This window comes from Geodermatophilus sabuli (genome assembly GCF_900215145.1).
Lineage (GTDB): Bacteria > Actinomycetota > Actinomycetes > Mycobacteriales > Geodermatophilaceae > Geodermatophilus > Geodermatophilus sabuli.
Genome location: NZ_OBDO01000007.1, coordinates 249,681 through 271,281 on the forward strand (window position 1 = coordinate 249,681; position 21,601 = coordinate 271,281).

Annotated in this window: 23 protein-coding genes and 1 riboswitch; of the genes, 12 read left to right on the plus strand and 11 right to left on the minus strand. The window is 75.6% G+C overall.

All coding sequences use genetic code 11. The annotated features are described in order from the left end of the window. Nucleotides 1-24 precede the first annotated feature (24 nt). The gene (locus tag CRP39_RS16875; protein ID WP_097207526.1) at nucleotides 25-1,398 is read right to left on the minus strand and encodes a DNA polymerase IV; all 1,374 of its coding nucleotides are present in this window, start codon (nucleotides 1,396-1,398) and stop codon (nucleotides 25-27) included. 144 nt (nucleotides 1,399-1,542) lie between these two features. Here CRP39_RS16875 and CRP39_RS16880 point away from each other — a divergent pair, with 144 nt between their 5' ends. Further along, a complete protein-coding gene (locus CRP39_RS16880) occupies nucleotides 1,543-1,743 on the plus strand; it encodes a hypothetical protein (RefSeq protein WP_097207527.1) in 201 nt (66 codons plus the stop codon). 7 nt (nucleotides 1,744-1,750) lie between these two features. On the opposite strand, the gene CRP39_RS16885 is transcribed toward CRP39_RS16880, so the two are convergent. The 5 genes from CRP39_RS16885 to CRP39_RS16905 all read right to left on the minus strand — a co-directional run bounded on the left by CRP39_RS16885 (nucleotide 1,751) and on the right by CRP39_RS16905 (nucleotide 5,565). Continuing rightward, a complete protein-coding gene (locus CRP39_RS16885) occupies nucleotides 1,751-2,431 on the minus strand; it encodes a TenA family protein (protein ID WP_216359776.1) in 681 nt (226 codons plus the stop codon). Next, complete coding sequence (gene thiD / locus CRP39_RS16890; RefSeq protein WP_245853925.1) at nucleotides 2,428-3,249, minus strand: bifunctional hydroxymethylpyrimidine kinase/phosphomethylpyrimidine kinase; 822 nt, start codon at nucleotides 3,247-3,249, stop codon at nucleotides 2,428-2,430. The genes CRP39_RS16885 and thiD overlap by 4 nt, the downstream gene beginning before the upstream one ends. After that, nucleotides 3,246-3,917, minus strand: a complete 672-nt coding sequence (gene thiE / locus CRP39_RS16895) for a thiamine phosphate synthase (protein ID WP_097207528.1) — start codon at nucleotides 3,915-3,917, stop codon at nucleotides 3,246-3,248. The genes thiD and thiE overlap by 4 nt, the downstream gene beginning before the upstream one ends. Further along, a complete protein-coding gene (gene thiM, locus CRP39_RS16900; RefSeq protein WP_097207529.1) occupies nucleotides 3,914-4,711 on the minus strand; it encodes a hydroxyethylthiazole kinase in 798 nt (265 codons plus the stop codon). Before thiM ends, thiE begins: the two co-directional genes overlap by 4 nt. Further along, nucleotides 4,704-4,799: riboswitch (TPP riboswitch) on the minus strand. (Overlaps the previous gene by 8 nt.) Nucleotides 4,800-4,824: 25 nt before the next feature. Continuing rightward, entirely contained in the window at nucleotides 4,825-5,565 is a 741-nt protein-coding gene (locus CRP39_RS16905; protein ID WP_097207530.1) for a DUF4386 domain-containing protein, read from the minus strand. A 127-nt stretch (nucleotides 5,566-5,692) separates the two neighbouring features. On the opposite strand from CRP39_RS16905, the gene CRP39_RS16910 reads away from it, so the two are divergent. Beyond that, on the plus strand, nucleotides 5,693-6,400 hold the full coding sequence (locus CRP39_RS16910; protein ID WP_245853926.1) for a TetR/AcrR family transcriptional regulator: 708 nt from the start codon (nucleotides 5,693-5,695) through the stop codon (nucleotides 6,398-6,400). 15 nt (nucleotides 6,401-6,415) lie between these two features. Here CRP39_RS16910 and CRP39_RS16915 read toward each other — a convergent pair whose 3' ends face one another. Beyond that, on the minus strand, nucleotides 6,416-8,158 hold the full coding sequence (locus CRP39_RS16915) for a DEAD/DEAH box helicase (protein ID WP_097207532.1): 1,743 nt from the start codon (nucleotides 8,156-8,158) through the stop codon (nucleotides 6,416-6,418). Between the two features lie 229 nt (nucleotides 8,159-8,387). Between CRP39_RS16915 and CRP39_RS16920 the strand changes: the two genes are divergently transcribed. From CRP39_RS16920 to CRP39_RS16945, 6 genes are all read left to right on the plus strand, one after another. After that, nucleotides 8,388-9,260, plus strand: a complete 873-nt coding sequence (locus CRP39_RS16920; protein ID WP_097207533.1) for an alpha/beta fold hydrolase — start codon at nucleotides 8,388-8,390, stop codon at nucleotides 9,258-9,260. Then, a complete protein-coding gene (locus tag CRP39_RS16925; protein ID WP_097207534.1) occupies nucleotides 9,257-9,592 on the plus strand; it encodes a YnfA family protein in 336 nt (111 codons plus the stop codon). Before CRP39_RS16920 ends, CRP39_RS16925 begins: the two co-directional genes overlap by 4 nt. A gap of 100 nt (nucleotides 9,593-9,692) precedes the next feature. After that, nucleotides 9,693-11,330 (plus strand): phosphoglucomutase (alpha-D-glucose-1,6-bisphosphate-dependent), encoded by a 1,638-nt coding sequence (gene pgm, locus CRP39_RS16930; protein WP_097207535.1) that lies wholly within the window; start codon nucleotides 9,693-9,695, stop codon nucleotides 11,328-11,330. 49 nt (nucleotides 11,331-11,379) lie between these two features. Continuing rightward, complete coding sequence (locus tag CRP39_RS16935; RefSeq protein ID WP_216359777.1) at nucleotides 11,380-12,477, plus strand: M20 family metallopeptidase; 1,098 nt, start codon at nucleotides 11,380-11,382, stop codon at nucleotides 12,475-12,477. Between the two features lie 107 nt (nucleotides 12,478-12,584). After that, nucleotides 12,585-13,202, plus strand: coding sequence for a TetR/AcrR family transcriptional regulator (locus tag CRP39_RS16940; RefSeq protein ID WP_097207536.1), 618 nt, complete (start codon nucleotides 12,585-12,587; stop codon nucleotides 13,200-13,202). Between the two features lie 20 nt (nucleotides 13,203-13,222). After that, a complete protein-coding gene (locus CRP39_RS16945; protein WP_097207537.1) occupies nucleotides 13,223-15,466 on the plus strand; it encodes an MMPL family transporter in 2,244 nt (747 codons plus the stop codon). 22 nt (nucleotides 15,467-15,488) lie between these two features. Here CRP39_RS16945 and CRP39_RS16950 read toward each other — a convergent pair whose 3' ends face one another. Further along, complete coding sequence (locus CRP39_RS16950) at nucleotides 15,489-16,367, minus strand: sensor domain-containing diguanylate cyclase (RefSeq protein WP_172442490.1); 879 nt, start codon at nucleotides 16,365-16,367, stop codon at nucleotides 15,489-15,491. 149 nt (nucleotides 16,368-16,516) lie between these two features. On the opposite strand from CRP39_RS16950, the gene CRP39_RS16955 reads away from it, so the two are divergent. The 3 genes from CRP39_RS16955 (at nucleotide 16,517) to CRP39_RS16965 (ending at nucleotide 18,827) form a co-directional block, all read left to right on the plus strand. After that, nucleotides 16,517-17,452: a hydroxymethylglutaryl-CoA lyase gene (locus tag CRP39_RS16955; RefSeq protein ID WP_097207539.1), complete on the plus strand. Its 936-nt coding sequence runs from the start codon at nucleotides 16,517-16,519 to the stop codon at nucleotides 17,450-17,452. Nucleotides 17,453-17,478: 26 nt separating this feature from the next. Further along, nucleotides 17,479-18,000, plus strand: a complete 522-nt coding sequence (locus CRP39_RS16960; protein WP_097207540.1) for a flavin reductase family protein — start codon at nucleotides 17,479-17,481, stop codon at nucleotides 17,998-18,000. Between the two features lie 77 nt (nucleotides 18,001-18,077). Beyond that, nucleotides 18,078-18,827, plus strand: coding sequence for a hypothetical protein (locus CRP39_RS16965; RefSeq protein ID WP_097207541.1), 750 nt, complete (start codon nucleotides 18,078-18,080; stop codon nucleotides 18,825-18,827). A gap of 36 nt (nucleotides 18,828-18,863) precedes the next feature. Here CRP39_RS16965 and CRP39_RS16970 read toward each other — a convergent pair whose 3' ends face one another. Both CRP39_RS16970 and CRP39_RS16975 read right to left on the minus strand, forming a co-directional pair. Beyond that, complete coding sequence (locus tag CRP39_RS16970; RefSeq protein WP_097207542.1) at nucleotides 18,864-19,280, minus strand: hypothetical protein; 417 nt, start codon at nucleotides 19,278-19,280, stop codon at nucleotides 18,864-18,866. After that, on the minus strand, nucleotides 19,273-19,638 hold the full coding sequence (locus tag CRP39_RS16975; protein WP_097207604.1) for a hypothetical protein: 366 nt from the start codon (nucleotides 19,636-19,638) through the stop codon (nucleotides 19,273-19,275). Before CRP39_RS16975 ends, CRP39_RS16970 begins: the two co-directional genes overlap by 8 nt. Nucleotides 19,639-19,773: 135 nt before the next feature. Here CRP39_RS16975 and CRP39_RS16980 point away from each other — a divergent pair, with 135 nt between their 5' ends. Continuing rightward, the gene (locus CRP39_RS16980; protein ID WP_097207543.1) at nucleotides 19,774-20,610 is read left to right on the plus strand and encodes a PaaX family transcriptional regulator; all 837 of its coding nucleotides are present in this window, start codon (nucleotides 19,774-19,776) and stop codon (nucleotides 20,608-20,610) included. On the opposite strand, the gene CRP39_RS16985 is transcribed toward CRP39_RS16980, so the two are convergent. Beyond that, a complete protein-coding gene (locus tag CRP39_RS16985; RefSeq protein WP_097207544.1) occupies nucleotides 20,580-21,584 on the minus strand; it encodes an aldo/keto reductase in 1,005 nt (334 codons plus the stop codon). The genes CRP39_RS16980 and CRP39_RS16985 overlap by 31 nt on opposite strands. Nucleotides 21,585-21,601: the final 17 nt, after the last annotated feature.

Consider the following 21,601-nt stretch of genomic DNA (forward strand, 5'->3'; position numbering starts at 1 on the left):
GCGTCGTCCAGGCCGGCGCCGGCCTCACGGTTCTGGGCCGGCTGGTGTTCCCGCGCCGACCCGCCAGTCCGGCGGCTCGGCGGCGTGCAGCGCCGGGTCGTCGGCGGGCAGCGTTCGCACCGGCCCGGGCGGCGTCCCCGGCCCCTCGAAGCGCACCGTGACCCGCCCCAGGCCGCGGCCCCACACCCAGCCGGCGCCGAGCTCGTCGTGCCGGACGTCCTGGCCGGGCCACCACCGGTGCTCCGCGGGCAGCGGGCCCTCCGGCGCCTCGGGGACGTCGTCGGCGGGCAGCGGGTCCTCCTCGGCCGGCAGGTCGTCGTCGGCCGCGAACAGGTCCCCCTGCGCGTAGGGGGACAACCCGGAGACGCCGACCCCGAGCAGCCGCAGCCCACCGGCCGTGCCCGCCTCGGTGAGCAGCCGCCGGGCGATCGAGGCGATCGTCCGCGGGTCGTCCGTGGGTTGCGGCAGCGTCTGCGACCGGGTGAGCGTGGTGAAGTCGTAGCGGCGCAGCTTGAGCGTCACCGTCCGCCCGGACAGCGCGGCGTCACGCAGCCGGCTCGCGACCCGCGCGGCCATCGTGTCGATCTCCCGGGTGAGGACGGCGAGGTCGGTCAGGTCGCGCTCGAACGTCGACTCCTGCGACACCGACTTGGCGCCGCGCTCGGCCACCACCGGCCGGTCGTCCTCGGCGCGGGCCAGCGCGTACAGCCCGCCCCCGTGCGCCCGGCCGGCCAGGGCGACCAGGTCGGGCAGCGACCGGGCCGCGAGGTCGGCGACCGTCTTCACCCCGATCTGGTGCAGCCGCTCGGCGGTGGCCGGACCGACGCCGCCCAGGCGGGTCACCGGCAGCGGGTGGAGCACGTCCAGCTCGCTGCCCGGGGGGACGACGACCAGCCCGTCGGGCTTGTCGAGGTCGGAGGCGATCTTCGCCATGAGCTTCGACGAGCCGATCCCCACCGAGCCGGTCACCCCGCCGGTCGCCGCCGCGATCCGCTCCTTCAACCGGCGCCCGAGCGCGGTCACGCCGTCCACCGACAGGTCGCGGCCGGGCGAGCCGGCAGCCAGGTCCACGTACGCCTCGTCCAGGGAGGCCGGCTCCATCAGCGGGGAGAGCTCGCGCAGCAGCTCCATGACGACGTCGGAGGTGCGGCGGTAGGCGGCGAACCGGCCGCCCAGGAACGCCGTCCCTGCCGGGCAGCGCCGCCGCGCCTCCGCGGTCGACATCGCCGAGCGGGCCCCGTACGCCCGCGCCTCGTAGGACGCCGTCGCCACCACCCCGCGGCCGCCCACCCCGCCGACGACCACCGGCCGCCCGCGCAGGGACGGCTTGTCGCGCTGCTCGACGGCGGCGAAGAACGCGTCCAGGTCCAGGTGGAGGATGCTCGCCTCCCGCCGCACGCCCCACCTCCTCGCTGTCGCCGGCCGGCCTCCATCGTCGCCCGTCGACCGTCCGGGCGACGCGGACGCCCCGGCGCCGGATCGGCGTGATCACCGACGTCCCGGCCTGGGAGTGTCGATCCCCACACCGACGGAGAGGGCAGCGTGGAGGTCGCTCTCCTCGTCGTGGGCGCGGTCGCTCTCGGCGTCCTCCTGCTGTCCCTGGTCATCGGCGAGATCGGCGACCTCGCCGGCGTCGACGTGGCGGCGCTGCTTCGCCGGCTGGGCGGGGCGGGCACGGGCTCGGCCGACGGCGTCACCCGCGTGCCGATCGTCCCGGCGGACGGCGACCCCGCCGAGCGCTGAGCGGCGGTCAGAGGAGCGGATCCGGCCAGGTCTCCCGCTCGTGCGCCGAGCGCCAGAACTCCAGCTCGTACCGGGTGGCGACGACGAACGCGCGCTGCATCGCCGCCTCGGTACCGGGTGTGGCGCGCGCGGCCGCGTCGACGAGCGCCCGGGCCCCCCGGGCGGCCGCCTGGAACTCCGGGGTGTCGTAGGCGGCCACCCAGCGGCGGTACGGGTGCCCGGGCACGAGCGCGGCGGTCCGCGCGAGCCGCGCGCCGACCTCGGCGTACACCCAGTAGCAGGGCAGCACGGCGGCGGCGCCCACCGCGTACGGAGCCGTCGCCGCCGTCGCCACCAGGTAGGAGACGTAGGCCAGGCAGGTCGGCGAGTGCACCGGCTCGCCGGCCGGGCGGTCGGCGGGCGGCAGCTCGGCCCCGAGGAGGTCGGCGTGCAGCTGGCGCTCCACCGTCGCGGTCGTGGCCGCGGACGTCGCCCAGAAGGACGCGGCGGCGGAGTCCGGGGCGCGCGCACCGAGCAGCGCCAGCGCCCGCGCGTAGTCGGCCAGGTAGAGGCTGTCCTGCTCCAGGTAGTACCGGAAGGCGGCCGGGGCGAGGGTGCCCGATCCCAGCTCCGCCAGGAACGGCAGGTCGTCGATCGCCGCCCGCAGCCCGGCGGTCGCCGCCCAGGCCCGCTCGCCGAACGAGCTCACGGCGGCCAGATGCCGGCGAAGTGGTGGACCGGCCCCGCGCCGGAGCCGATCTCCAGCTCGGCCCCGCCGCCCAGCGCCGCCTGCAGGTAGTCCCGCGCCCGCTCCACCAGGGGCAGCCAGTCGTCGGCGCCGCGCGCCGCGGCGAGGGCGGTTAGCGCCGAGGACAGCGTGCAGCCGGTGCCGTGGGTGGCCGTCGTCGCCACCCGGGGCCGCCGCGTGGGCGTGGCGCCGCGCGCGGTGACCAGGACGTCGACGCTCTCCTGCCCGCCCAGGTGACCGCCCTTGAGCAGCACCGCCCGCGGCCCGAGCGCCAGCAGTGCCTCGCCCTGGGCGACCAGCCCGTCGACGTCGGTGGCGGGCGCGGTGTCGAGCAGGGCCGCGGCCTCGGGCACGTTGGGGGTGACGAGGTCGGCCAGCGGCAGCAGCGTGCTGCGGACGGCGTCCACCGCGGCCTCGTCGATCAGCCGGTGACCGCTGGTCGAGACCATGACCGGGTCGCAGACCACCGGGCCGACCGGGCGGGCGGCGAGGACCTCGGCGACCGCGGCCACCACCTCCGCCGTCCCCAGCATGCCGAGCTTCGTGGCGTCCACCGGGACGTCGTCGAGCAGCGTGTGCAGCTGCTGGGCGACGAACTCCGCCGGGACGGGGTGGACGCCGGTCACCCCGCGGGTGTTCTGCGCGGTGAGGGCGGTCAGCACCGCCGTCCCGTAGGCGCCGAGGGCGCTGAACGTCTTGAGATCGGCCTGGATGCCGGCGCCGCCGCTGGGGTCGCTGCCCGCCACCGTGAGCGCGACCGGCACGCCCGGCCGGTTCACCGGTGCGCCTCCGCGAGCCGGCCGGCCGCGATCCCGGCACGCAGGGCGCGGGCAGCCGCCTCGGGGTCGGCCGCGGCGCAGACCGCCGAGACCACGCAGATCCCGTCGACCCCGGTGCGTGCCACGTCGGCCGCGCGCGCGGCGTCGATCCCACCGATCGCCACCGCGACCAGGCCCCCGGCGTGGGCCGCGGCCGCCAGCGCGGAGGCACCCTCGAGGCCGAGCCCCGGTGCGGCGTCCGGCTTCGTCGGCGTGGCCCACACCGGGCTGAGGCCGACGACGTCGACGGTGCCGGTGGGCAGGGCCAGCGCCGCGTCCAGCTCCGCCGCCGACGAGACGCTCACCCCCAGCAGTGGACCCGGACCCAGCAGTGCGCGGGTCTCCCCCGGCGGCAGGTCGTCCTGGCCCACGTGCACGCCGTCGGCGCCGGCGACCAGGGCGACGTCCACGGCGTCGTTGACCACGACCGGCACGTCCGGCCGGTCGGAGAGTGCCGCCTGCACCGCCCGGGTGAGCGCCAGCAGGTCCCGGCGGGATGCCGTCTTGTCGCGTACCTGGACGGCGGTGACGCCGCCGGCCACCGCGGCGCGGACGACGTCGGCGACCGGTCGCGGGGAGCACAGCGCGGTGTCGGTGACCAGGTAGAGGGTGGGGTCGAACCGGCTCACCGGTGTTCCCGGAGGTCGGCGCGGGCCAGCGAGTCGCCGTCGAGGGCGTCGAGCGCGTCCAGCCAGGCCGGGGCGAAGGTGCCCGGGCCGTCGGCGAGGTCGGCGGCGACCTCGGCGGCCAGCGCGACGTGGGCGTGCGCGGCGACGGCGCCGGTGAAGGCGTTCCCGGTGGCCGCGACGTAGGCCGCCACCAACGCGCCGAGGGCGCAGCCGGCGCCGGTGGTGCGGGTCAGCAGCGCCGAGCCGCCGCCCACGCGCACCGTCCGCCGTCCGTCGGTGACCAGGTCCACCTCGCCGCTGACGGCCACCACACCGCCGGTCCGGCGGGCCAGCTCGGCGGCGGCCGGCGCGGCGGCGTCGGCGCCGGCGGTGCTGTCCACCCCGCGGCCACCGCCGCCCGCACCGGCCAGCGCCATGACCTCCGAGGCGTTGCCGCGCACCACCGCGGGCCGGTGCTCGAGCAGCTCGGTGGCCAGCTCGGTGCGGTAGACGAGGCCGCCGACGGCGACCGGGTCCAGCACCCACGGGGTGCCGGCCGCGACCGCCGACCGCGCCGCCCGGCGCATGGCCTCGGCGGTGCGGGCGTGCACGGTGCCCACGTTGACCAGCACCGCGGACGCGACGGCCGCGAAGTCGGCGGCCTCCTCCGGGGCGTCGACCATGGCCGGTGCCGCGCCGGCGGCCAGCAGCGCGTTCGCGGTGATCGTCTGCACGACGGTGTTGGTCAGGCAGTGCACCAGGGGGGTGGTGGCGCGCAGGGCCGCCCGGGCCGCGCGCAGGTCGTCGGCATCCACGCCGTGACATCCCTTCGCCAGTACGAACTGGAGCAGGTTCGACGGGTGTGCTCTCAGCCCCCCGCGGGGGACACCCCGTGTCACTTCCGCCGTCGAACCTAACAGCTGGACGCTCAGGCGGCGGCGGTCACCGCGGACCGCGCGACCGGCGGGACCGGGCCGGGCACGAGGACGGGGGACGGCCGGAAGCCCTTCGCGACGAGGTACACGGCCAGGCTCATCTCCCAGGCGGTGACGGGCAGCGCGGCGAGCCCGGCGACCGTGGAGACCTGCTCGTAGAGGCCGAACAGCACGGCGGTCGAGGACGCGAGGACGACCGGGCCGCCGACGAGACCGAGGACGGCGATCCACCGCGGCACCAGCCGCGACCGGTACACCAGGTGGGCCAGCAGCAGGCTGTTGACGCCGATCACCAGGCCGGGACCGATCAGGAACGTCCAGTCGTGCAGGGCGACGAGCGCCTCGGCGACGGCGACCCGCGCCCCGTCGTCCGCCCCTCCGGGCACTCCCCCGGCTGTCGTCCCCCGGCGCAGGGACACCACCGCCAGGACGCTGACGACCCCGACGACGATGACGGCCGCCTCGAGCAGGCGACCGCAGACGTAGCCCAGCGCGACACCCTCGTCCTGCCGCTTCACCACCGGGTACAGCGTGACCGCGGTGCCGATGCAGCAGGCGGCGAGGACGACCTCGAGCAGGGCGCCCCAGAGCACGCGGGTGTCGGCCCCGGCGCCGAGGACGTAGGCCGGATCGCCCAGCAGTGGTTGGTAGAGCGCCAGCGCGACCACCGCGGTCACCGCCGCGACGACGAAGAACGTCCCCGCGACGACCGCGGACCTCCTCTGTGGGCTCATGACGGGCTCCTCTCGGCGGGGTGTACGGCGTACACCCCCTGCGGAGACGCTAGGTGTACGGCGTACACCCGTCAAGGCCTACCCTCGGGGAGGACGGAGGTGGCGGATGGCTCAGCAGGGAGATGGCGTGCGGCGCGCTCCGCTCAGCCGGGAGCGGGTGCTGCGCGCCGGGGTGGCGCTCGCCGACGAGGTGGGCATCGCCGCGGTGAGCATGCGGCGGCTCGCCCAGGAACTCGGGGTGGTCCCGATGGCCCTCTACAAGCACGTGGCGAATAAGGACGAGCTGCTCGACGGCATGGTCGACGTCGTCATCGGCGAGTTCGAGCCCCCGGACCCGGATCTCGACTGGAAGGCCGCCGTCCGCCGGCGGGTGCTCTCGGCGCGCCGCGCGGTGCTCCGGCACCCCTGGGCGCGGCAGGCGATCGAGTCGCGCACCCGCCGTACCCCTGCGGTGCTGGGCTACATGGACGCCGTGGCCGGCACGTTCCGCGCCGGTGGCTTCTCCGCCGACCTGACCCACCACGTGATGCACGCGCTGGGCAACCGCATCTGGGGCTTCAGCCCGGAGCTGTTCGACGAGCCGCGCGGCGCGGAGTCGCCGGCGCCGAGCCCGGAGGAGCAGCAGGCCAGGGAGGCGGAGTTCGCGCAGCGGTACCCGCACGTCCTGGAGATCGCCGTCGCCGCGACCCAGGGGGACCTCTCCGGCGTCGGTGGCGGCTGCGACGAGCAGTTCGAGTTCGAGTTCGCGCTCGACCTGCTCCTCGACGGGGTCGACCGGCTCCGGGAGCAGGGCTGGACCTCGCGCGCGGCGCGGTCCGCCGTCGCGCCGGGCTGACGCGGCCCGGTCACCTCAGGCGTCGGTCAGGGCCGTGGCCGGCAGCCAGTCGGCGTCCAGCAGCTCGGCGATCTCCCGTAGGGACGACGTGTCCGCGCCGGCGGTGGAGCCGCTGACCGCCAGCCGCTCCACCATCACCCGCGCCACCTGCTCCTCCACGGTGTCCTCGGCGAAGGCCACCCGCCACGGGGAGACCTGCCCGTCGCGGTGGGTGCGGCCGGTGACCTGCCGGGCCTGGATGCCGGAGAACCGGGGCTGGTGGAACAGGCCGACCCGCGGGGTGGGCGACGCCGCGGCGCCCGAGGGCAGCAGCTCCCCGGCGTGCAGGCTGATCGACGCGGTCACGGTGAACACGCACACCGGCGCGGCGCCGGTCTGGAAGCGCAGTCGCTCGGCCTCGACGTCGAACCGGTCGCGGCCGTAGATGCCGGCCACCGCGATGCCGGAGTCGAGCAGGGCCTCGCGGATCGGGTCGGCCGCCGTCTCGACGAACTCCACCGACACCGCCACCTGTCGCTCGGCCTCCACCTGGGCCTTCACCCAGTCGACGGTCGCCTGCGCCCGGATCAGGCCGGCCTTCTGCCGGAAGCGCAGCAGCGCGGCCCGGCCCCGGGCGCTCTGCCGGGCACGCCGGGCCAGCTGCATCTCGGCCCGGAACTCCTGCCACTCGGAGTCGTAGGCGGCCCGCTCGGCCGGGGTCAGGGCGACCGGCGTCCCGGTCACCGAGACCGGCCCCCACGGCGCCGGACGGTGCAGGGTCGCCGGCGGCGTGCCGTCGGCCAGCCAGCTCTGCAGCCGGGTGAGGTCGGCGCGGCGCTCGTCGGCGTCCTCGGTCCAGGCCCAGCCGTAGCGTCCGCGTTCCACGTGGAACCCGTGCTCGGCGAGCCGGCCGGGCAGGTCGGACCAGGCGCGCAGTGGCTCGCCGTGCCGCTGGGCGAACTGCGGCGCGAGGTAGGGCAGCTCGAGGGGCGTGTGCGCCGGGGTGGCAGTGGCCGCGATGACGAACGGCGCGTCCTTGACCCGGCCGGCGCCGGAGACCGCCTTCCAGTCCCGCCACCGTTGCGTGGTGGTGTGCCGGACCATGTGCGCCTCGTCGGCGATGACGACGTCGAACCGCAGCTTGCCCACCTTGGCGAGGCGGTCCCACGTGGTGACGCACCAGCGCAGCCCGCCGTCCCCGAAGCCGGCGATCGAGCGGGTCCAGTGCGGGATGGTGATCGCGGCCGGACGGTCGGCCACGACCAGGACGGTGCGCCCGCCGCGCTGGGCGGCGACCTCCCGGGCGGCCAGGACCGCCGTGCCGGTCTTGCCGACGCCGGGGTCGTCGCCGAGCAGGAAGACCCGGTGCCCGGCCTTCGCGGAGGCGGTGACCGCCGCGGCGCCGGTCAGCTGCTCGTCCCGCGGGGTCATCGGCCGGCCGGCGGGGACCGGGCGCGGCGTCGGGTTGAGCTCGTCCTCGAGGAACCGCTCGAAGGTGTACGGGGCCGGGTCGTAGGGCGCCAGCTCCGGCGGCAGCTCGCGGCCGACCCACACGTGTGCCTGCAGGTCCGCGCGCCACTGCGCGCCCGGTGCCGGGGCCCGGAACGGGACGGCGAGCACCCACACCCGCTCCCCCGGCCCGGCGACCGGCCGCTCCGGAGCCGGCTTCGCGGCGCGGCGGGTCGCCGGCTTGCGCCGCGCGGGAGTGCTCGTGCGGGTGGTGCTGCTGCGAGTGGTGCTGGTGGACCGGGTGGTCGTCCGGCGGCGCCGTCCGGGCATGGGTGTGCTCCCCCTTCGTCGGCTGACGGCCCCGGGAGCATCGCAGCGAGGCACGAGCGAGGAGCGGACCGGGGCGCGGAAGCCGACCAGTGGCTTCGTCGGCTGACGGCCCCGGGAGCATCGCAGCGAGGCACGAGCGAGGAGCGGACCGGGGCGCGGAAGCCGACCAGTGGCTTGGTCAGGCGTGACGGTAGGTCGGGACGGCGTGCGGAGGTGGTGGAATCGCCGGGTGACGACGAACTCCGACGAGCGGTTGCACGCCCGGACGCTGGGGGACGCCGGCCCGCGCGTCGTGTTCGTGCACGGGCTGTTCGGCCAGGGCAAGAACTGGACGACGATCGCCAGGGGCCTGTCGGCCGACCACCGGGTCACCCTGCTCGACCTGCCCAACCACGGGCACTCGCCGTGGACCGACCGGGTCGACTACGTGGACATGACCGAGATGGTCGCCGCCGAGCTGGAGTCGTTTGGCGAGCCGGTGACCCTCGTGGGGCACTCGATGGGCGGCAAGGTCGCGCTGCAGCTCGCACTGCGCCACCCGGAGCTGCTGCGCGCGCTGGTCGTGGTCGACATCGCGCCCACCGAGTACCCCGTGTCCGGCGGCCGCACCGACGACGAGGACGAGGAGGCCTCCCCGTTCGGGGCCTACATCGCCGCGATGCGCGCCCTGGACCTCGACTCCCTGACCAGCCGCGAGGACGCCGACGCCGCGCTGCGGTCCGCCGTCCCGAGCCGGATGGTCCGCTCGTTCCTGCTGCAGAGCCTGGTCCGGGAGGGGCTGGGCGAGGGGGGCGGCTGGCGGTGGCGGCTGAACCTGGAGCTGCTGGAGCGCGACCTGGGTGAGCTGCGGGGGTTCCCCGAGCCGCCGCCCGGCGCGCAGTACGACGGGCCGGTGCTGTGGATCGCCGGCGCCAACTCGCACTACGTGCTGCCCGAGGACCGTGAGCGCATGGACGAGTTGTGCCCGAACACCCGGCTGGTGCGGGTCAAGAACGCCGGTCACTGGGTGCACTCCGAGCAGCCGGCGGTCTTCCTGGAGACGGTGAAGCGGTTCCTGGCCACGGTGGAGCAGCGGGACGACCGGGAGTCGGTGGGGTCGTGACGGTCACGCGGTCGGTGCTCCTGTTCGTGCTGGCCGCGGTCGCCGAGATCGGCGGCGCCTGGCTGGTGTGGCAGGGCGTGCGGGAGTCCCGCGGATGGCTGTGGATCGGCGCAGGCGTGATCGCGCTCGGTCTGTACGGGTTCGTGGCCACGCTGCAGCCGGACGCGCAGTTCGGTCGCATCCTGGCCGCCTACGGCGGCGTCTTCATCGCCGGTTCGCTGGCCTGGGGCATGGTCGCCGACGGCTTCCGTCCCGACCGGTACGACGTCGTCGGCGCCCTGATATGCCTGCTGGGCGTCGCGGTGATCATGTACGCCCCGCGGACCGGCTGAGCCTCCCGGGCCGCCGCCCGGGCCGGTTCTGAGCACTCCTCACCGCCGAGGGTGGGCGCCGGGCTCGCCACCGGGGCCGGGACACGTCACGATCAGCGCCATGACCGACCCCCGTGCCGGACAGACCGCCGCCTCCAGCGACCTGATCGACGTCGCCTCGCTGGTGACCGCGTACTACACGCTGGAGCCCGACCCGACGGACCCGGCGCAGCAGGTGGCGTTCGGCACCAGCGGGCACCGTGGGTCGGCGTTCGACGCGGCCTTCAACGAGGCGCACATCCTCGCCACCACCCAGGCGATCTGCGAGTACCGGGCGACTCAGGGGTACGACGGGCCGCTGTTCGTCGGCCGCGACACCCACGCGCTGTCCGAGCCGGCGTGGGCCAGCGCGCTGGAGGTGCTCGCCGCCAACGACGTCACCGTGCTGGTCGACGCCGCCGACCGTTACACCCCGACACCGGCGGTCAGCCACGCCATCCTGCGGGCCAATCGGGGGAAGACCACCGGCCTGGCCGACGGCATCGTCGTCACCCCGTCGCACAACCCGCCCCGCGACGGCGGCTTCAAGTACAACCCGCCGTCCGGCGGCCCGGCCGACACCGACGCGACGAAGACCATCGCCGACCGCGCCAACGAACTGCTGCGCGCCGGACTGGACGGCGTCGAGCGGATCCCGTTCTCCCGCGCGCGGGCCGCGGCGCAGGCCCACGACTTCCTCGGCGACTACGTCGGCGACCTGCCGGGCGTGCTGGACCTCGACGCCGTCCGGGAGGCCGGGGTCCGGATCGGCGCGGACCCCCTCGGCGGCGCCAGCGTCGACTATTGGGGCGCGATAGCCGAGCGGCACCGCCTCGACCTCACCGTGGTCAACCCGCTCGTCGACCCCACCTGGCGGTTCATGACGCTGGACTGGGACGGCAAGATCCGCATGGACTGCTCCTCCCCCAGCGCCATGGCCTCGCTCATCGGCAAGCGTGCCGACTACGCCATCGCCACGGGCAACGACGCCGACGCCGACCGGCACGGCATCGTCACCCCCGACGGCGGGCTGATGAACCCCAACCACTTCCTCGCCGTCGCCATCTCGTACCTGTTCGCCCACCGCGACGGGTGGTCGCCCGACACCGCCGTCGGCAAGACGCTCGTGTCGTCGTCCCTCATCGACCGGGTGGTCGCCGGCCTCGGCCGGCGTCTGGTGGAGGTGCCGGTCGGCTTCAAGTGGTTCGTGCCCGGGCTGCTCGACGGGTCGGTCGGCTTCGGCGGCGAGGAGTCCGCGGGGGCGTCGTTCCTCCGGCGGGACGGCAGCGTCTGGACGACCGACAAGGACGGCATCCTGCTCGCCCTGCTGGCCAGCGAGATCCAGGCGGTGACCGGCAGCTCGCCGTCCCAGCTGCACGCGGAGCTGACCGCCCGGTACGGGGAGTCCGCGTACGCCCGGGTCGACGCGCCGGCCACCCGGGAGCAGAAGGCCGCGCTGGGGAAGCTCTCCCCCGAGGACGTGACGGCGACCGAGCTGGCCGGGGAGCCGATCACCGCCAAGCTCACCCGCGCGCCCGGCAACGACGCCCCGATCGGCGGCCTCAAGGTCACCACGGAGAACGCCTGGTTCGCCGCCCGACCCTCGGGCACCGAGGACGTCTACAAGGTCTACGCGGAGTCCTTCCGGGGCCCCGACCACCTCGCCCGCGTGCAGGAGGAGGCCCGCACCGTCGTCACCGCGGCGCTGGGCGGGAGGTGACACGGCGGCTGACCCAGCGGTTCCCCGGAGATCCGGCGACGATCGGGCCATGACGACGGCGACGGGCGGTGGGCTGGACCTGACGGCGCTGGTACGGGAGCTGGTCGGCCGGACGACGGTCTCCGGGGACGCTGCCGCCCAGCGCGACACCCTCGGCGCGCTGACCGAGGTGCTGCGGGAGCGGGCGCCGCACCTGGACGTGACCGAGGGCCGCGACCCCGACCACCCGTGGACCCTGCTGCGCACCCCCACCGACCCCGGCCGCCGGCAGCTGCTGCTGGCCTGCCACGTCGACACCGTCCCCGTGCCGGACCCGGGTGCCTGGTCCCGCGACCCGTTCGGCGCGGAGCTCGACGGCGGCCGGGTGTGGGGCCGCGGCGGCAGCGACATGAAGGCCGGGGTGGTCGCGTCGGCCGCCGCGCTCGCCACCGCCGACCCCCGGACCCCGGTCGCGCTGCTGCTCACCAGCGACGAGGAGATCGGCTCCAAGGGAGCCGAGGCCGCGGCCGCCGCGGTCGCCGAGCAGTCGGTGGGGGCGGTGATCGTGCCCGAGGCGACCGGCAACCAGGTGGTCCTCGGGCACAAGGGCGCGCTGTGGCTCGCCGTCCGCACCGCGGGCCGGGCCGCGCACGGCAGCACCCCCGAGCGCGGGCACAACGCCGTCCTCGACCTCGCGACGCTGCTGGGCCGGGCCGGGGGCGCGCTGCCGTTCCGCACCGACCCGTTCCTGGGCACCGAGACGTGGAACCCGGGCGTCGTCGCCGGCGGAACGGTGCCCAACGTCGTCCCCGACCGAGCCGAGGTGGTCGTCGACATGCGCACCGTCGCCGACGGCGACGAGCTGCTGACCTGGTGGCGCAGCCAGCCGGAGGTGGCGGACGTCGACGTGCGGGTCGACCTCCCGCCGGTCGGCACGCCCGCCGACGACCCGTGGGTCACCTCGCTGGCGGCGCCCGTGCTGCCGACCCCCGCCACGTACTTCACCGACGCCTCGGTGCTCGGGCAGGTCGTCGGCGGCGCCCCGATCGTGGTCTGGGGGCCGGGCACGCCGGCGGTCATGCACGCCGTCGACGAGTACGTGGAGCTCGCCGAGCTCGAGCAGGCCGCGGCCGCCTTCACCGACGTCGTCACCGCCTGGCGCGGCTGAGCCCCCGCCGCACTCCGCACGGTGGAGGGCGGCCGACCGGCCCCTGACACGCGGGGCGACCGACGCCACAGTTCGATACACGGACGTATCCGATACAGTCGTGCATCGTGCGCGGACCCGACCTCGACCGGCCCAAGCGCCGGCGGGCGGTCACCGTGGAGCGGCTGCTCGACGCGGCGCTGGAGACCTTCGCCGAGGTGGGTTTCGCCGCCGCCAGCGTCGAGGACATCTGCCGCCGCGGCGGCTTCACGCGGGGCGCGTTCTACTCCAGCTTCCGCACCAAGGACGAGCTGTTCGCCGCCCTCTACACGCGGGAGACCAGCCGGGAGCTGGCCCGGGTCGAGGAGCAGCTCGCCGGCATCGAGTCCGAGGACGACCCGGTCGCGGCGGCCGTCGAGCGCTGCCTGAACACCTTCCGCGCCGACCGCACCTGGGTGCTCGTGCACACCGAGTACGCCCTGCACGCCGCCCGGCACCCTGAGGCCGCTGCCGCTCTCCGCGAGCACGCCGCCGCCATGCACGCGCAGGTCACCGCGCTGGTGGAGGGGGCAGCCGCCCGCACCGGGCTGCGCCTCGCGGTGCCCGCGGACCAGCTCGCCCGCATCCTGCTCGCCCTGCACGAGGGCACCGTCCTCCGGTCGATCACCGACGGTGACCTCGACGGCGCCCCCGACCTCGAGCACACCGCGCTGCTGCTCCTGCTGCGCGCGGCCGTATCCGACTGATCCGGAGAGACCCGACACCCATGGCAACACTCCTCGCCCGGCTCGGCCGGGCCGCCTACCGCTCCCGCCGGCTCGTCGCCGCCATCTGGGTCGCGGTGCTCGCGGGCGTCGTCGCCGTCCTGGTCACCGCCGGCGGCGAGTTCGACGACACCTTCACCATCCCCGGGTCGGAGTCCCAGGCCGCACTGGACCGGCTGGCCGAGCTGCAGCCGGAGGCAGCCGGGGCGAGCGCGCAGATCGTCTTCGCCGTGCCCGAGGGGGCCACCCTCGCCGACCCGCGCTACCAGTCGGCGATCGCCGAGGTCGTGGCCGAGGCCGCGCAGGCGCCGCAGGTCGCCGCGGTCGCCGACCCGTTCACCAGCCAGGCGATCACCCCCGACGGCCGGGCCGCGCTGGCCACCGTCGAGTACGAGGTCCCGCGCGAGAACCTGGACGCCGGCAGCCTCGACGCGCTCGAGCAGACCACCGGCGCGGCCGAGGACGCGGGCCTGGAGGTCGCCGTCGGCGGCAACGCCTTCGGCACCACCGGCGTCCAGATCGGCCCGACGGAGTTCGTCGGTGTCGCCGTCGCCGTGCTGGTGCTCGTGCTCACCTTCGGATCGCTGCTGGCCGCCGGCATGAACCTGCTGACGGCGATCGTCGGCATCGGCGTCGGCCTCGGCGGGCTGCTCGGCGTCTCCAGCCTGATCTCGCTGTCGTCCACCGCCCCGACGCTGGCGCTGATGATCGGACTGGCCGTCGGCATCGACTACGCGCTGTTCATCCTCTCCCGGCACCGCGGCCAGCTGGCGGCGGGCATGCACCCGGAGGAGTCCGCCGCGCGGGCCACCGGCACGGCCGGGACGGCGGTCGTCTTCGCCGGCCTCACCGTGGTCATCGCCCTCGCCGGGCTCTCGGTCGTGGGCATCCCCTTCCTCAGCGTCATGGGCCTGGCCGCGGCCGCGACCGTGCTGGTCGCCGTCGCCGTCGCGCTGACCCTGCTGCCGGCCCTCATGGGCTTCGCCGGACGCCGGCTGGCGCCGAAGCCGGGCTCGCGGGCCGCGCTGCGCGAGGCCGCCCTCGCGGCCGGTGACGGCGGCCGCCGGTCGATGGGCGAGCGCTGGGCCGCCCTGGTCACCCGCCGCCCGCTGGTCACCGTGCTGCTGAGCGTCATCGGCCTCGGCGTGCTGGCGCTCCCCGCCGCGCAGCTGCAGCTCGCCCTCCCCGACAACGGCGCCGCCGCCGAGGACACCACCCAGCGGCAGGCCTACGACCTGATCAGCGAGACCTTCGGCCCCGGCCTCAACGGCCCGCTGGTCGTCCTCGTCGACGGCCTCGACCCGGCCACCGCCCAGCAGGCCGCCGGGCAGGTCGCCCTCGCCGTCGGCGGCACCCCCACGCAGACGCCCGGGCAGTTCGAGGGCGGCCTGGACGACGTCGCCTACGCCGTCCCGAACGTCCTGCCCGACGGCACGGCGGCCCTGGTCACCGTCATCCCGGAGAGCGGGCCGCAGGACGAGGCGACCAGTGACCTCGTCACCGCACTGCGCGACCTCGCGCCGCAGCTGGAGCAGCAGACGGGTGCCGACGTCGCCGTCACCGGCCAGACCGCCATCGCCATCGACGTCTCCGACAGGCTGGACGACGCGCTGCTGCCCTTCGCGCTGGTCGTCGTCGGCCTGGCGGTCGTGCTCCTGCTGCTGGTCTTCCGCTCGGTGCTCGTGCCGATCAAGGCCGCCGTCGGGTTCCTGCTGTCGGTGGGCGCCTCGTTCGGCGCGGTCGTGGCGGTCTTCCAGTGGGGCTGGCTGGCCGACGTCTTCGGCGTCCCGACGACGGGGCCGATCATCAGCTTCATGCCCGTCATCCTCATGGCGGTGCTGTTCGGTCTGGCCATGGACTACGAGGTCTTCCTCGTCTCCCGGATGCGCGAGGAGTACGTGCACGGCGCCGCTCCACGGGCGGCCGTCCTCGCCGGCGCACGCCACGCCTCGCGAGTGGTGGTCGCTGCCGCGCTGATCATGTTCTCGGTGTTCGCCAGCTTCGTCACCATCGACGACGTCATCGTCAAGGCCATCGCCTTCGGCCTGGCCGTGGGCATCCTGCTGGACGCCTTCGTGGTGCGGATGACGCTCGTCCCCGCCGTCCTGGCCCTGCTCGGGCGGTCGGCCTGGTGGCTGCCGCGGTGGCTGGACCGCGTCCTCCCCGACCTCGACGTCGAGGGAGCCCAGCTGAGCCCCGTGTCGACCGCGCCTGCGCCGCGGGAGCCGCAGCCGGCGGCACACTGAGCGGCAGGGGGACCGTGACCGTTCAGTGCCGTCGGGCGCCCTTGTCGGCGTACATGGCGTCGTCGGCCGCCCGGATCAGCAGCTCGTAGCCCAGCTCCGGGTCGGTGCCCCCCGCGACCGTGCCGATGCCGATGCTCATGCCCAGCGGGATGGTGACGGTGTCGACGGTCAACGGCTCGGTGAGGGTGTGTCGCAGCCGGTCGACCAGCGCCTCGGCGTCGGCCCGCTCGCTGTTCTCGCACACGATGCTGAACTCGTCGCCGCCGACGCGCGCGGCGGTGTCGCTGGCGCGCAGCACCGAGGTCAGCCGCTCGGCGAAGCCGACCAGCACCGCGTCGCCGACCGGGTGGCCGTACCGGTCGTTGATCTCCTTGAAGCCGTCGAGGTCGATGCCCAGCAGGCAGGTGGGGGTGCGCTCGCGGTGGCCGCGCTCCAGGGCGTGCCGGAGGCGGTCGCCGAACAGGATGCGGTTGGGCAGCCCGGTGAGCGGGTCGTGCAGCGACCGGTGCACCAGCGCCGCCTCCAGGGCCTTGCGCTCGGTGATGTCCTCGACGACGGCCACCAGGTGCGGCGGGTCCCCGTCGGGGGTCCCCTCGACCCACGAGGACGTGAGCTGTACGGGCACCACCCGGCCGTCGGCCCGGAGCAGCCGGGTCTCGTGCCGCATCGTCCGGTGCTTGGAGATCAGCTCGCCGTAGGCCTCCTGGGCCGCCGTCCGGTCATCGGGGTGGACGAGGTCGAGCACCGAGCCGCCGTAGAGGTCCTCCGCGCTCCGGTCGAGCATCGTCGTGAAGGCCGGGTTGGCGTCGACGAGGAGACCGGACGGGGTGGCGAGCACGATGCCCATGGGGGCGTTGGCGAACGCGCTGCCGCGGTCCGCCGGGGGCAGCGTGCCCACCATGTTCGTCACATCCCACCTCCGTACCGGACATCCTGCGGGTGCACCCGCCCGTTGCTGCAGGTCCTCGACGTGCTGCTGTTCCCCGCACCGTTCCACGTGGAACCTCCAGACGGGGCAGGATGGAGTCCCGGGCGTGTGAGAGGTGTGCCGTGAACGAGTTCGATCTGGTCCTGCCGGCCGCTGTGGACATCCGCGAGGTGGGCATGCGCGACGGCCTCCAACTTGAGGCGCCGGTGCCCCTCGAGGCCAAGCTGGAGATGCTGGAGGCGCTCGTGGCCACCGGAGTCCGGCGGATCGAGGCGACGTCCTTCGTCTCCCCCAAGGCTGTGCCCGCGCTGGCCGACGCCGACGAGGTGGCCGCCGAGCTGTCCCGGTGGGGCGACGTGCACTGGTCGGCCCTCGTGGCGAACCCGCGCGGCGCGACCCGCGCCGTGGACGCCGGCGTGGCGGACCTGGAGTACGTCGTCTCCGCCTCCGACGGCCACAGCCGGGCCAACGCCGGGCGCTCCACCGCGGAGGCGCTCGGCGCGGTCGGCGAGGTCGCCGGCCTGGCCCACGGCGCCGGGGGCTCGCTCGAGGTCGTCATCGCCACCGCCTGGGACTGCCCGTTCGACGGCCGCACCCCGATCCCCCGCACCGTCGACGTCGCCCGGGCCGCGGTCACTGCCGGCGCCGACGCGCTCTGCCTCGGCGACACGATCGGGACGACGACACCGCTGCGGGTGGTCCAGCTGCTCGACGCGGTCCGCCGCGCCTGCCCGGGTGTGCCGGTCGGTGTGCACTTCCACGACACCCGCGGTACCGGGCAGGCCAACGCGCTGGCCGCCGTCCAGGCCGGCGTCACCCAGCTCGACTCCTCGGTCGGCGGCCTCGGCGGCTGCCCCTTCGCCCCCGGCGCGAGCGGCAACATCGCCACCGAGGAGCTGGTCTACATGCTGGAGGAGTCCGGCGTGCGGACCGGCCTGGACCTCGACGCCGTCCTCGCTGCGGCCCGCGTCACCGAGCAGGCGGTCGGGCACGACCTGCCGAGCTCCCTGTACCGGGCCGGTGGCCGGTCGGTGCCCCGCACCGCGGCCGTCGGCTGATCGCGGCCCGTGGTTGGCTGGAGGCCATGAACGAGCCGGGTTCCCCGCCCGACGGCGTCGTCGAGGTCGTCGACCCGGCCCTCATGCGCGAGGTGCTCGGGCACTTCGCCTCCGGGGTCACCGTGGTCACCGCACTGGACGACGACGAGCCCATCGGCTTCACCTGCCAGTCGTTCAGCTCCTTGTCGCTGGACCCGCCGCTGGTCGTCTTCGCCCCCGCGCGGACCTCGCGCACCTGGCCCCGGCTGCGTGAGCTCGGCCGGTTCTGCGTGAACGTGCTCGCCGAGGACCAGGACGGCCTGTCCGCCGCGTTCGCCCGCTCCGGCGGCGACAAGTTCGCCGGCGTCCACTGGCGGCCCAGCCGGCTCGGCCGGCCGGTCCTCGACGACGTCGTCGCCTGGATCGACTGCGAGCTGTGGGCGGAGTACGACGGCGGTGACCACACGCTCGTCGCCGCCCGGGTGCTGGACCTCGGCGCCGACGGCCACCGCCGTCCGCTGCTGTTCCACCGCGGTTCCTACAGCCTGCTGGAGGGCCCGCGCGGCTGACCCGGGGCCCTCGGCAGGTGTGGGGACGGCGCGGGCGGGAACCCACGTCGTGCAGCGCCTGGAGGGAGACGATCGCCATGGGACTGCTCGACCGGCTCTTCGGCCGCCGCCACCGGCGGGACGACGAGGGCTACGCGCCCGGCTACGCCGGCTATGACCGCTCCGGCGGCTACGACAGCTCCGGCGGCTACGACAGCACCGGCGGCTACGACGGGTACCGGGCGACGCCGGCACCGCCCGCCCGCTCGGAGGACGAGCGGGCCATCGAGCGCTACCGGTACCTGCTGCGCACCGCACCACCGGACCAGATCGAGGAGGCCCACGCGGAGGCGTTCGCGAAGCTCACCCCCGAGCAGCGGCGGCAGGTCCTCGACCAGCTCAGCGCCGCGGGTGAGCGCGCTCCGGGCGACGACCCCCGCAGCCTGGCCCGCGCCGCGACGCGGGCCGAGGTGCGCCACCCGGGCACGCTGGAGCGGGCCTTCGGCGGCTACGGGCCGGGCGGCGGCCCGGGCGGGTACGGGCGCGGCTACGGCGGTGGGTACGGCCCCGGCTTCGGCAGCATGATGGGCGCCAGCCTGCTCGGGACCGTCGGCGGCCTGGTGGTCGGGACGGCGGTCGCCGACGCGCTGTTCGACACCGGCCTCGGGGACGGTGGCCTGTTCGGCGGCGGCGACGAGGAGGCCTACGCCGCGGGTCTCGCCGACGGCGGCGGCGGCGAGGGCGATCCGGGCGGCGACTTCGCCGGCGGTGCCGAGGCCGGCGGCTGGGACGGCGGCGGTGGGGACTTCGGCGGCGACTTCGGGGACTTCGGCGGCGGCGACTTCTGACCCGGCCGGGGTCCCACGGCGGTGGAGCCCCGGCCCTCAGCGCGGGACGGCGCGGGCGGGGGCCTGCCGGCGCAGCCACAGCAGGCCGAGCACCGGCAGCACCAGCGGGATGAACAGGTAGCCGCGACCGTAGGCCGACCACACCGTCTCGTCGGGGAAGGCGGCCGGGTCCAGCAGCGACAGGGTGCCCACGACCAGCACCCCCGCCAGCTCCACCGAGCACGCGACCAGGGCGGTGCGCCGCCCGCCGCGGGCGAGGGCGACCGTGGCCACCACGTAGACGACGGCGGCCAGCGCCGACAGCAGATAGGCCACCGGCGCCTCGTCGAACCGGGTGGCCAGCTGGACGGCCGCCCGCGCGCCCGCGGCCAGGGCGAAGACGCCGTAGACGGCGACCAGCACCCGCCCCGGCCCGCCCGCGGTCGCGCCGTCCGCCCGTTCCACCTCAGCCACCCGTCGCCTCCCACAGCTGCACCAGCCGCCAGATCATGACCCCCACCGCCCCGGCCGCGACGGCCAGCACGGTGCCCGCCCAGCGGGTCGGCTCCGACCGCGCCCACAGCCCGCCGGCGACCGGCAGCAGCACGATGCCACCCAGGTAGCCGAGGAACGTCGGGGTGTCCGCCAGGCGCTCCCCGCCCACCAGCAGGGCGATGGCGAGCACCGCCTGGACCAGCAGCAACAGCTCCAGCACCGCCGTCCCCCACAGGTGCAGCAGGCCGATCCGGCGCCGCGCCGCGGTCGAGGCCAGGCCGGCCAGGGCCACCGCGGCGGCGACGACGGTCACCGCTCCCACGAGCACCGGGTTCACCGGGGGGACCTCGCGGGAACGGCGGTGGACACGGATGTCATCCTCCCGCGTGGGGGAGACGACCCGGGCGCCGCCCTGCCCCGGACCGAACACCACGCGGGCGCGCTCAGCAGGGGCTGCGCCGAAAGGATCGTCATGACCGTCCGCGACCTCGTGGTCGACCTCTTCTCCCACCACATCGACGCCGTCACCGACGAGCCGGTACGGCTGCAGGCCCTGGTGGCGCTGCTGGAGCACTTCCACGTCGCCGAACCGACGTCGCGCATGACCATGGCCACCCTCCGCCGGTACGGGTGGCTGGCCGCCTCACGCCGCGGCCGGGAGACCCTCTACACCCCCACGGAGGTGCTGCGGAGCTCGGTCAGGACGCGCTGGACCCGCCTGGACGAGCGGCTCGGCCCGTGGGACGGCCGCTGGCGCATGGTCATCTACACCGTGCCCGAGACCGACCGGTCGGCGCGGGAGCGGGTGCGGCGCACGCTCGCCCGGCACGGGTTCGGGCCCCTGGCCCCGGCCACCTGGCTCTCGCCGCACCGGGTGGCCCTCGACGACGTCCGCATCGAGCTGGCCGGGGAGCCGATCAGCCGGCTGGACCTCCTCACCGCCCAGGTCACCGAGGAGACCGGTTGTTCCGACACCGATCTCGCCGCCCGCTGCTGGGACCTGCAGGGCGTCGCTGCGGCCTACCGCCAGGAGATCGCCCGGCTGCGCGCCGTGCTGGCCGGGCCGACCCCCGACGGCCCGCAGGCACTGGTCACCCACCTGCGCGCGCTCGCCTCGGTGCGCCGCACCAGCACCGCCGACCCGGTGCTGCCCGACGCGCTGCGGCCGGCGGGGTGGCCCGGTGCGGAGATGCGGGAGGCCTGGTCGGAGGTGTGCGAGCGGCTGCTCGGCCCGGCCCGCGAGCACGTCGCCGCGGTCCTCGCACGGCCGGAGCCGGCTCAGCGGTGCACGGAGGACATGTCCGGGTAGCGGTCCCCGGCGGTGGCGCCGGCAGGTGCGGCCTCGTCGATGCGGCGCAGGTCGTCGTCGGACAGCCGGACGTCGGCGGCTGCGGCGTTCTCCTCCAGGTAGCCCACCCGCTTGGTACCGGGGATGGGCACGATCGTGGGGTTCGCGCCGTCGCCCCGATCGCGGCCGCTCTGCGCCATGACCCACGCCAGCGCCAGCTGGCCGCCGGTCACGCCCTTCTCGTCGGCGATCTCGCGGACCCGGTCGACCAGCTCGAGGTTCCGGGCGAAGGCCTCGCCCTGGAACCGCGGGTTGCGCCGGCGGAAGTCGTCGGGCGCGAGGTCGTCGAGGCTGCGGATCTGCCCGGAGAGGAAGCCGCGGCCGAGCGGGGAGTAGGCGACGAACCCGATGCCGAGCTCGGCGCAGGTGGCCAGCACGCCGTCGTCCTCGGGGTCGCGGGTCCACAGCGAGTACTCGGTCTGCACGGCCGTCACCGGGGTGACGGCGTGCGCGCGGCGGATGGTCTCCGGCGCGGCCTCGGAGATGCCGACGTGCCGGACCTTGCCGGCCTCGACCAGTTCGCGCAGCGCGCCCCAGGTGTCCTCGACCGGCACCGCGGTGTCCACCCGGTGCTGGTAGTAGAGGTCGATGACGTCGACGCCGAGCCGCTGCAGCGAGGCGTCGCAGGCCCGGCGCACGTAGTCGGGCCGGCCGTTGATGCCGCGGAAGGAGCCGTCCTCGCCGCGCTCGTTGCCGAACTTGGTGGCCAGCACCACCTCGCCGCGGCGGCCGGCGATCGCGCGGCCGACCAGTCGCTCGTTGGTGAACGGCCCGTACATGTCCGCGGTGTCGAGGAACGTGACGCCGAGGTCGAGCGCGCGGCGGATGGTGGCCTCGGCCTCGGCCTGGTCACCGGTGCCGTAGAACTCGCTCATCCCCATGCAGCCGAGCCCCTGGGCGGACACCACGAGGTCTCCGAGGGTGCGCTTCTCCATGCCCCTCCCCTGCCCTC